The sequence below is a fragment of the Halothiobacillus sp. genome (assembly GCF_028710545.1).
In the GTDB taxonomy this organism is placed as follows: Bacteria; Pseudomonadota; Gammaproteobacteria; order Halothiobacillales; family Halothiobacillaceae; genus Halothiobacillus.
Genome location: NZ_JAQTTX010000055.1, coordinates 6,533 through 15,045 on the forward strand (window position 1 = coordinate 6,533; position 8,513 = coordinate 15,045).

Consider the following 8,513-nt stretch of genomic DNA (forward strand, 5'->3'; position numbering starts at 1 on the left):
GCGGCCACAAAGTCATTCCTGAATTTTTCCTCGCCATCTGCACTGCCATAGACTTCCGCCAGTGCCCGCAGCTCCGAATTCGAACCGAACACCAGATCCACCCGGCTGCCCGTCCATTTGAGCTGACCGGTGTGGCGATCCCGCCCTTCGAACAGATTCTCGTCATCGGATTTGGCCGCCCAAGCCGTACCCATATCCAGCAGATTGACAAAGAAATCATTGCTGAGCGTTTCCGGGCGCCCGGTGAACACACCGTGATCAGTGTGATCGGCATTGGTGTTCAATACGCGCATGCCACCGACGAGCACAGTCATCTGCGCAGGCGTTAAAGTAAGCAACTGCGCCTTGTCGACCAGCAATTCTTCTGCGGAAATCGTTTATTTGCCTTTCTCGAAATTGCGGAACCCATCGGCAATCGGTTCAAGCACGGAAAACACCTCGATGTCGGTTTGTTCCTGCGTGGCGTCCATCCGACCGGGTGTGAACGGAACCGTCGCCGGGTGTCCGGCCTTTTGCGCGGCCAACTCGATGCCCACACCGCCTGCAAGCACGATCAAATCCGCCAATGAAACCCGCTTGCCCCCCGCTTGGCTCTGGTTGAACCGCTCCATGATGCCTTCGAGCACGCCAAGCACATAGGCCAACTGCGCGGGTTGATTGGCTTGCCAATCTTTCTGGGGCGCAAGCCGAATCCGCGCACCATTCGCACCACCGCGCATGTCCGAGCCACGGAAGGTCGAAGCAGAAGCCCAGGCTGTCGTGACCAGTTCACCGATACCCAGCCCGCTGTTGGCGATGCGGTTCTTCAAAAAATCAATGTCGCCGTCATCAATCAAGGCATGGTTCAGCTCGGGGACTGGGTCTTGCCAGATCAGTTCCTCTTGCGGTACTTCCGGGCCGAGATAGCGGCTGCGCGGCCCCATGTCCCGATGCGTGAGCTTGAACCAGGCACGCGCAAAAGCATCGGCAAACTCATCCGGGTTTGCATGAAAATGGCGGGAAATCGGCTCGTAAATCGGGTCCATGCGCAGCGACATGTCCGCCGTGGTCATGATGATCGGTCGCTTCTGGCTGGCATCTTCCGCCGCTGGGGCCTGATTGTGCTCGGTGGCTTCCTTGGGCGTCCATTGCCAGGCGCCAGCCGGACTTTTGGTCAGCACCCACTCGTTGCCGAACAAGACGTCGAAATAACTCATGTCCCATTTTGTCGGCGTCGGCGTCCACGCGCCTTCCAGCCCGCTGCCGATCTGATCGCCGCCCTTGCCGCTGCGGAAGCTGCTTTTCCAACCCAGGCCCTGCTCTTCTAGACCGGCAGCTTCCGGCTCCGGCCCGACATGGGCGGCATCACCGGCTCCATGACATTTGCCGAAGGTGTGCCCCCCGGCGGTCAGGGCCACGGTTTCGTAATCGTTCATCGCCATGCGCGCGAACGTCTCGCGCACGTCGCGGCCGGAGGCGACCGGATCAGGCTGGCCATCCGGCCCTTCGGGATTCACATAGATCAGGCCCATCTGCACGGCTGCCAGCGGGTTTTCCAGCTCACGGTCGCCACGGTAACGGCTCTGCGGATTATCACTGGTCGCCAGCCACTCGCTTTCCGCGCCCCAGTAAATATCTTTTTCCGGTTCCCAGATATCTTCCCGCCCACCGGCGAAACCGAAGGTTTTAAAGCCCATCGATTCGAGCGCGACATTGCCCGTCAAGATAATCAGATCGGCCCAGGAGATTTTCCGTCCGTATTTTTGTTTGATCGGCCAAAGCAGGCGGCGGGCTTTGTCGAGGTTGACGTTATCGGGCCAACTGTTGAGCGGCGCAAACCGTTGATTGCCCGTGCCCGCGCCACCGCGCCCATCGCCTGTGCGGTACGTACCGGCGCTGTGCCAGGCCATGCGGATAAAGAAGGGACCATAATGGCCGTAATCCGCCGGCCACCAGTCTTGCGAATCGGTCATCAGCGCATGCAGGTCGGCTTTGACGGCAGCCAAATCCAGTGTTTTGAATTCTTCCGCGTAGTTGAAATCAGCGTCCAGGGGGCTGGATTTGCTGCCGTGTTGACGCAACACATCCAGATTCAGGCGATTGGGCCACCAGTCTCGAACGGTTTTACTGGCGCTGGGGGCGTGATGAAAGGGGCATTGGCTTTGTGTCATGATGTCTGTCCTCAGGTGGTTTTTATGTTCGCATCTTCGTGCACCTCCTGTTGTACCGCCGCCAGTTCAATCAAGCCAATTAATTTTTTCGCTTGGTTTGATAGTTTTTATCAATCATTTGCCCGCTGCAATACGCAAAAGAAAAATCCGTCTGAGCCCTGAATGTCTGGCCGAATCCGCGCCATTCCTTCCTCCACAGTTAGTGCATGCATCATCCGCGCGGGGAGTTCGGCAACGTACCAATCAGGATGGCGCAGCAAAAAGGACGCGATCTGCATTTCATTTTCTTCGCGCCATAAGCTGCAGGTGGCGTAAATCAGCAAGCCATCGGCTTTCGTTAATTGCGCGCCATCGTCCAGCAGTTGCGCCTGCGTGGCGCACAAGGCATCCAGATCAGCCGGAATCTGACGCAGCTCGGGATGACGGCGCCACGTGCCCGAACCCGAACACGGCGCGTCGATCAGCACCCGATCAAACGGCCCGCGTCGATGAAGTTCGTGATCGGCGCTGTCCGCAATGGGCTGACACTCAATGTTGTGCCAACCCGCCCGTTCACTGCGTTCCGGCAAACGCGCCAATCGTTCGGCTTCGGTATCGCAAGCCAAGACACTGCCCCGTTCGCCAACAGCTTCGGCCAAGCCAAGAGACTTGCCACCCGCACCGGCACACAGATCCAACACATGCTGTCCTGATTGCGCCTGACATGCTTCGACAATCCACTGACTGCCCGCATCCTGAATTTCAAACGTACCGGCGTGATATGCATCCAAGGACGTGAGCGGTTTGTTGTCATTCAGCCTCAGGCCATTGGGCAACCCCGGGATCGGCATACTTTCCAGACCCGATGCGAGCAGTGTCTCTGCCAGTGCGCGGGGTTCGACTTTAGCCGAATTGACTCGAAAATCCACCGGCGCCCTCGCCAGAAGTGCTTTCGCAACCGCCACCGCATCGCTGCCGAAGGCCGCTTCCAACCGTGCCATATCCTCATCACGCAAACCAAAGCGCACCGCCGGGCTGCTGCGGGCGATCTGCTCGACCATCTCTCCCTGCGGTCTGGCAACCACGCCCGTCAAATCGGCCAAGGTCGCATCCAGCAATCCGGCCAGATGAACCGCCATGCCCACGCGTGGCAGCGCCGAAGCAACCGCACCGGGCGGCACGCCCAGCAATTCATCCAATAATCGCCAGTGCCGCAGGACAAAAAACACCAGGGTTTGCAGTTGCGCCCGGTCGCGCTTGCCCATTTGTCGCTCGGAGCGAAAGCAGTGCTGCAAGGCGCGATCACTCGGCAGGCCTTCCTTCAAAATCACATCGAGAACGGCGGCCGCACGCTGAATCTGTTGTGGGAAAACACGGGGCACCGGCAGTTCCGGTTTGGGCAATGTAAACAGTTGATCTGGCATGGTGGCCTTCATTGAATGAGTAATGGTGTGTGGATCAGGGCGCGCCTGCGCGTTCGGCAGGATCGTGGACAAATGCTAATATGGCCATAGGGAACCTCTGATTGAATCCCTCGTGAGCCGAGTTGCTGATCCAAAAGCCGCAAAACGAGGCAGAGGCCGCAGGTCGTAGTTTACGCTACGATGCCAAGGCCGATAACGAAGTGTTGCGGCTTTTGGGCAGCAACCCGCATGGGACGGGCTTTTGAGGGCGATTCGCTGTGTTGCGCCGCTCACGAATGGAATAACCATTCGTTTCGCGCCGCGCCTTGCGACTCATCCCTCAAAAGCCCGTCTCGGCCACGAAGGATTCAATCAGAGGTTCCCTAGCATCCAGTCCAACGACAGGCTGCCAGCACCATGACCCAGGAACAAGGAACGTATGAAGCACTTGCCCGTCGCATTGAATTTTGAGGAATCCGGAGGCGGATTGCCCGTCATCATTATGCACGGTTTGTTCGGCTCTCTGGCGAATTGGCGCGGCGTGGCCCGCAATCTGGCGGATACCTACCGGGTCATCAATATTGATCTGCGAAATCATGGCCGCTCACCCTGGGCAGACGATCTGAGTTATGAAGCCATGGCCGCCGATGTACTGGCCCTCATGGATCGACTGGGTCTTGAACGCGCCAAACTCCTCGGCCACTCACTCGGCGGCAAATTGTCCATGGTACTGGCGGATCAGGCCCCGGAACGTTTTACCCGGCTGGTAGTCGTCGATATCGCCCCCAAAGCCTATCCCGCATGGCACCAGGATGTCTTCGCCGGGTTGCGAGCGGTCGATCTGGATCAACTGACATCACGAGAACAAGCGCGAAGCCAAATGGGTCGATTCATCTTCGACCCGGAGGTTCGCGCCTTCCTTGCAGCCAATCTCAGTCACGACACACAAACCGGGCAACGCGCATGGCGCTGGCGTTTCAACCTGGATGTATTGCAGCAGTACTACACCGAAACTTCACAAATGCCCGAGCTTCAGGGATTTTTCTGTGGCCCCGCTCTATTCGTCCGTGGCGCAGGCTCTGCCTATATCGAGCCGGATGATCGTTCGATCATCATCCGGGACTTTCCCGGCGGCTGCATACATACCCTCAAGAAAGCCAAGCACTGGCCACATGTCGAAGACCCGCAGGGCTTCATGAGCGCCATACGCCACTTCTTTATTCACGGCTGCGAAGGAATCAATAAAACATCTTGAAATTAATTCTTTAAAAAATAAGGACATGTAGACGAATTCGCCATCTACTCCATGTCTACCATGCACAATAAAGTGGATTTCACCCTCCGCTTTTACACGCAAAGCATTGAGCAATTCGACCACAACTTAGACCAAGCCAAGCCCGGCGCCATCTTTCCGTAGGAAAATTCCTACATATTAAATCGCAAAATCCGACGGAACTTTGCTCGATTACCACTATGACCTGTCACATTCCTTCGGCATGATGCACCTGTGTTCAATACACAGCGGGCAGGAAGCCCCATAGCCTTGATCAAGGATTGATTATGGCTCTTACCGGAAAGGACTCGATACTGCCCACGGAAGGGTAGCGAAGGTACTCAGGAAAACCGGGCGTACGGATGCGCCTCGGTCGTCACATCAGGACGATGGGACACTCAGCCCAAGATGGGCTATCCCAAGGATGGATCGCAAGGAAGAATCACAAGGAAGACAGGACTCGGAACCGAATGGAATCGGCACCCATGGACGACCCAAGGATGATCACCAAGGATGTTAACCAGGGACAAATTCACAGGATGACTGACCAGGACAACCGGCAAGGAAAGTCCGGCATGGACGAATCAGATTCAGGACAGAACCGTCGCTCAGGACGAGCGCCATGAGATAGGAATGCTCTGCTTGATCGAGACTCGTGCCCACGAGTTCGGTCGCCCACGGAAGGGCTGTGCTTTTCCACCAAAAACCCATGACGGGGGAAATCAGGATCGAACCGCAGGATTGGTTCCGGGCCACAGGATGGCCTTTTCTCACGCAAGCCGCAAAACCAGCGCACTTTCCTTAAAACGTATTTCTCATCGGTCTTTTTTGAACCGATTGCTGCCGGCTATCGCCCCCTGATAGACTGCGCGCGCCATGCAAACCAAGCTCTTCGATTACGCACTCCCATCAGAACTCATCGCACGCCGCCCTATCGAGCCACGCGAAGATGCGCGCCTGCTCGTTCTCGAAAATGAACACACACCCAACGACCTCAGAGAATGCCGCATCGCCGACTTCCCCGGCTTGCTTGAACCGGGTGACCTGCTGATCCTCAACAATACACGCGTCATTCCTGCCCGCGTATTCGGTCACAAGGCCAGTGGCGGCAAGATCGAGGTACTGATCGAACGGCTTCAGGATGCGCTGAGCGCCTGGTGTCATATTCGGGCCAGCAAATCGCCACCGCCCGGCACGCGGCTTGATATGGATGGACAGGCCACGCTCACGGTCAAGGATCGCGACGACGCCTTGTTTCTCGTCGAGCTCACACCCGACCCACTCAATCCGGACTTGCTGACCTGGCTCAATCGTGCCGGTCATATGCCGCTACCGCCCTACATCGAACGGGCGGACGACGCGCAGGACCGCCACGACTACCAAACCGTTTTCGCCGCCCACGATGGCGCCGTTGCCGCACCAACGGCCAGCCTGCATCTGACCGAAGCCTTGCTCGAACAGATCGCCGCCAAGGGCGTCAAGACGGCCTTCGTGACCCTGCATGTCGGTGCGGGTACCTTTCAGCCGGTTCGCGTCGACAACATTCAAGAGCACACCATGCACAGCGAATGGCTGAATGTACCGGAGGAAACGGTGGCTGCCATTGACGCCGCGCGCGAACGAGGCGGGCGCGTCGTTTGCGTGGGCACCACGGCCCTGCGCGCCATCGAGACGGCAGCGAGAGCAAACCCCAAAGCCGCCGCCCAGCGCCGGATCGGCACCTATCAGGGCGATACCCGCCTGTTTCTCTATCCGGGACAGCCGGTATATGTGGTCGACGCCCTGCTCACCAACTTCCATCTCCCTCAATCCACCCTGCTGATGCTGGTCAGCGCTTTGGCTGGTCGGGAACGGATTCTGGCGGCCTATGAGCACGCCATTCGCGCCAGTTTTCGTTTTTTCAGCTATGGTGACGCCATGTTCATTCCCATCCATCATCCGATAGCGCCCGCGGGCGCGGAACAGTCACATGCAATTTGACCTCATCCACACCGATGGCGACGCCCGGCGCGGCCAGATTCGCTTTGCGCGCGGGCACATCGAGACACCCGCCTTCATGCCCGTCGGCACCTATGGCACGGTCAAAGCCGTCGATCCGCTGGAAATCGAAGCACTGGGCGCTGAGATTATTCTCGGCAACACCTTTCATTTGATGCTCCGCCCTGGTACCGACGTCATTCGCGCCCATGGCAACCTGCATGATTTCATGGGCTGGAACAAACCGATCCTGACGGACTCCGGCGGTTTTCAGGTGTTCTCACTCGCCGAAATGCGCAAGATCACCGAGGAAGGCGCGCGGTTCCAATCACCGGTTGATGGCTCGCCTGTCATGCTGACCCCCGAACGTTCCATGCAGATTCAGCACGAACTGGGCTCGGATATCGTCATGATTTTCGACGAGTGCACGCCCTACCCGGCCACGGAAGTCCAGGCAGCGGAATCCATGCGCCTGTCGCTGCGTTGGGCTGCGCGTTCGCGCGCGGCGTTCGACACCTTAAAGCCCGACAACACCGATACCGCCTTGTTCGGCATCGTTCAGGGCGGTATGTATCCGGTGCTGCGGCGCGAATCGGCGGAAGGTTTGCTGAACATCGGATTCGACGGCTATGCCATTGGCGGCCTTTCCGTCGGTGAGCCGCTAGAGGAACGCAATCACGTGCTGGAGGCCACAACCCACTTGCTGCCCAATGACAAACCACGCTACCTGATGGGCGTGGGCAAACCCGAAGATCTGGTCGAGTCCGTGGCCCGCGGCGTGGACATGTTCGACTGCGTGATGCCCACACGCAACGCGCGCAATGCCCACCTGTTCACCCGGTACGGCGACATCAAACTGCGCAATGCCCGTTACGTTAGCGACACCCGCCCGCTCGACGAAACCTGCACCTGCACCACCTGTCAGCGTTACTCGCGTGCCTATCTGAAACACCTCGACAAATGCAAGGAAGTGCTGGGCGCACGACTCAACACCATTCATAACCTGCATTACTACCAAACCCTGATGCAGGAAATCCGCGCAGCCATTGAAAGCAATACATTCGAATCATTCAGGGCGAAGTTCCACGCCGATCGCGCACGGGGAATTGACGGGTAAAATCAGCCCAGTGCCCGAGGTTCCCTAAAATGCAGGGAACTTGATCATGCTGTGGCATACTAATGTGCGTTTTTTCGCGGAGCCGGCACCCCGGCATCCATTGTTCGAACTCATTTTCAAAAGATGTAAGGAATTCTGAGCCATGTTTTTTATTTCCGACGCCCTGGCAGAAGCCGCACCGGCCGCCGCCCAGCAGCCCAGCATGATTGCAACCTTCCTGCCCTTGATCCTGATCTTCGGTGTGATGTACTTCCTGCTCATCCGGCCTCAGGTCAAGCGCCAGAAAGAGCTGAAGAAGCTGGTCGAGTCCATCGAAAAAGGCGATGAAATCATCACCAACGGCGGTCTGCTGGGCCGGGTTGTCAAAGTGACCGATGCTTTTTTGATCGTTGAAGTGGCCGATGGCATGACGATTGTGGTTCAACGCGGCGCGGTCAGTTCCGTCATGCCGAAAGGAACGCTCAAGGACACCCGCGAAGCGTAACGAGTGGTGGCGCCCATACTGCGTGCGCATGCCAAGATCCGTGAATAGTTTTACGGACTCGTTATCGGGCATTTTCCCTGGACTTCCCCAGGGCTTATTTTCCGGGTTCATTCATGAAGGATGGGCCCTT

The 8,513-nt window shown here is 57.7% G+C and carries 6 protein-coding genes and 1 pseudogene; 5 read left to right on the forward strand and 2 right to left on the reverse strand.

What is annotated here, in order from left to right; all coding sequences use genetic code 11:
- Together katG and PHD44_RS10595 are read right to left on the reverse strand one after the other, a co-directional pair.
- Window positions 1-2,150 (reverse strand): annotated as a pseudogene (gene katG, locus PHD44_RS10590) (catalase/peroxidase HPI); the annotation flags it as partial.
- A gap of 110 nt (window positions 2,151-2,260) precedes the next feature.
- Window positions 2,261-3,553: an RsmB/NOP family class I SAM-dependent RNA methyltransferase gene (locus tag PHD44_RS10595; RefSeq protein WP_300191393.1), complete on the reverse strand. Its 1,293-nt coding sequence runs from the start codon at window positions 3,551-3,553 to the stop codon at window positions 2,261-2,263.
- 122 nt (window positions 3,554-3,675) lie between these two features.
- Between PHD44_RS10595 and PHD44_RS10600 the strand changes: the two genes are divergently transcribed.
- From PHD44_RS10600 to yajC, 5 genes are all read left to right on the forward strand, one after another.
- Window positions 3,676-3,798: a hypothetical protein gene (locus tag PHD44_RS10600; RefSeq protein WP_300190211.1), complete on the forward strand. Its 123-nt coding sequence runs from the start codon at window positions 3,676-3,678 to the stop codon at window positions 3,796-3,798.
- A gap of 173 nt (window positions 3,799-3,971) precedes the next feature.
- A complete protein-coding gene (locus PHD44_RS10605) occupies window positions 3,972-4,787 on the forward strand; it encodes an alpha/beta fold hydrolase (RefSeq protein ID WP_300191395.1) in 816 nt (271 codons plus the stop codon).
- Window positions 4,788-5,681: 894 nt separating this feature from the next.
- Window positions 5,682-6,785, forward strand: coding sequence for a tRNA preQ1(34) S-adenosylmethionine ribosyltransferase-isomerase QueA (gene queA, locus PHD44_RS10610; RefSeq protein WP_300191398.1), 1,104 nt, complete (start codon window positions 5,682-5,684; stop codon window positions 6,783-6,785).
- Window positions 6,775-7,899: a tRNA guanosine(34) transglycosylase Tgt gene (gene tgt / locus PHD44_RS10615; protein ID WP_300191401.1), complete on the forward strand. Its 1,125-nt coding sequence runs from the start codon at window positions 6,775-6,777 to the stop codon at window positions 7,897-7,899. Before queA ends, tgt begins: the two co-directional genes overlap by 11 nt.
- A gap of 142 nt (window positions 7,900-8,041) precedes the next feature.
- Window positions 8,042-8,383, forward strand: coding sequence for a preprotein translocase subunit YajC (gene yajC / locus PHD44_RS10620; protein ID WP_290678896.1), 342 nt, complete (start codon window positions 8,042-8,044; stop codon window positions 8,381-8,383).
- Window positions 8,384-8,513 lie beyond the last annotated feature (130 nt).

Bases quoted from the DNA above. Each gene is read 5' to 3' on its own strand.
- PHD44_RS10595 (WP_300191393.1), bottom strand. From the start codon at position 3,553: ATGCCAGATCAACTGTTTACATTGCCCAAACCGGAACTGCCGGTGCCC.
- PHD44_RS10605 (WP_300191395.1), top strand. From the start codon at position 3,972: ATGAAGCACTTGCCCGTCGCATTGAATTTTGAGGAATCCGGAGGCGGA.
- queA (WP_300191398.1), top strand. From the start codon at position 5,682: ATGCAAACCAAGCTCTTCGATTACGCACTCCCATCAGAACTCATCGCA.
- tgt (WP_300191401.1), top strand. From the start codon at position 6,775: ATGCAATTTGACCTCATCCACACCGATGGCGACGCCCGGCGCGGCCAG.
- yajC (WP_290678896.1), top strand. From the start codon at position 8,042: ATGTTTTTTATTTCCGACGCCCTGGCAGAAGCCGCACCGGCCGCCGCC.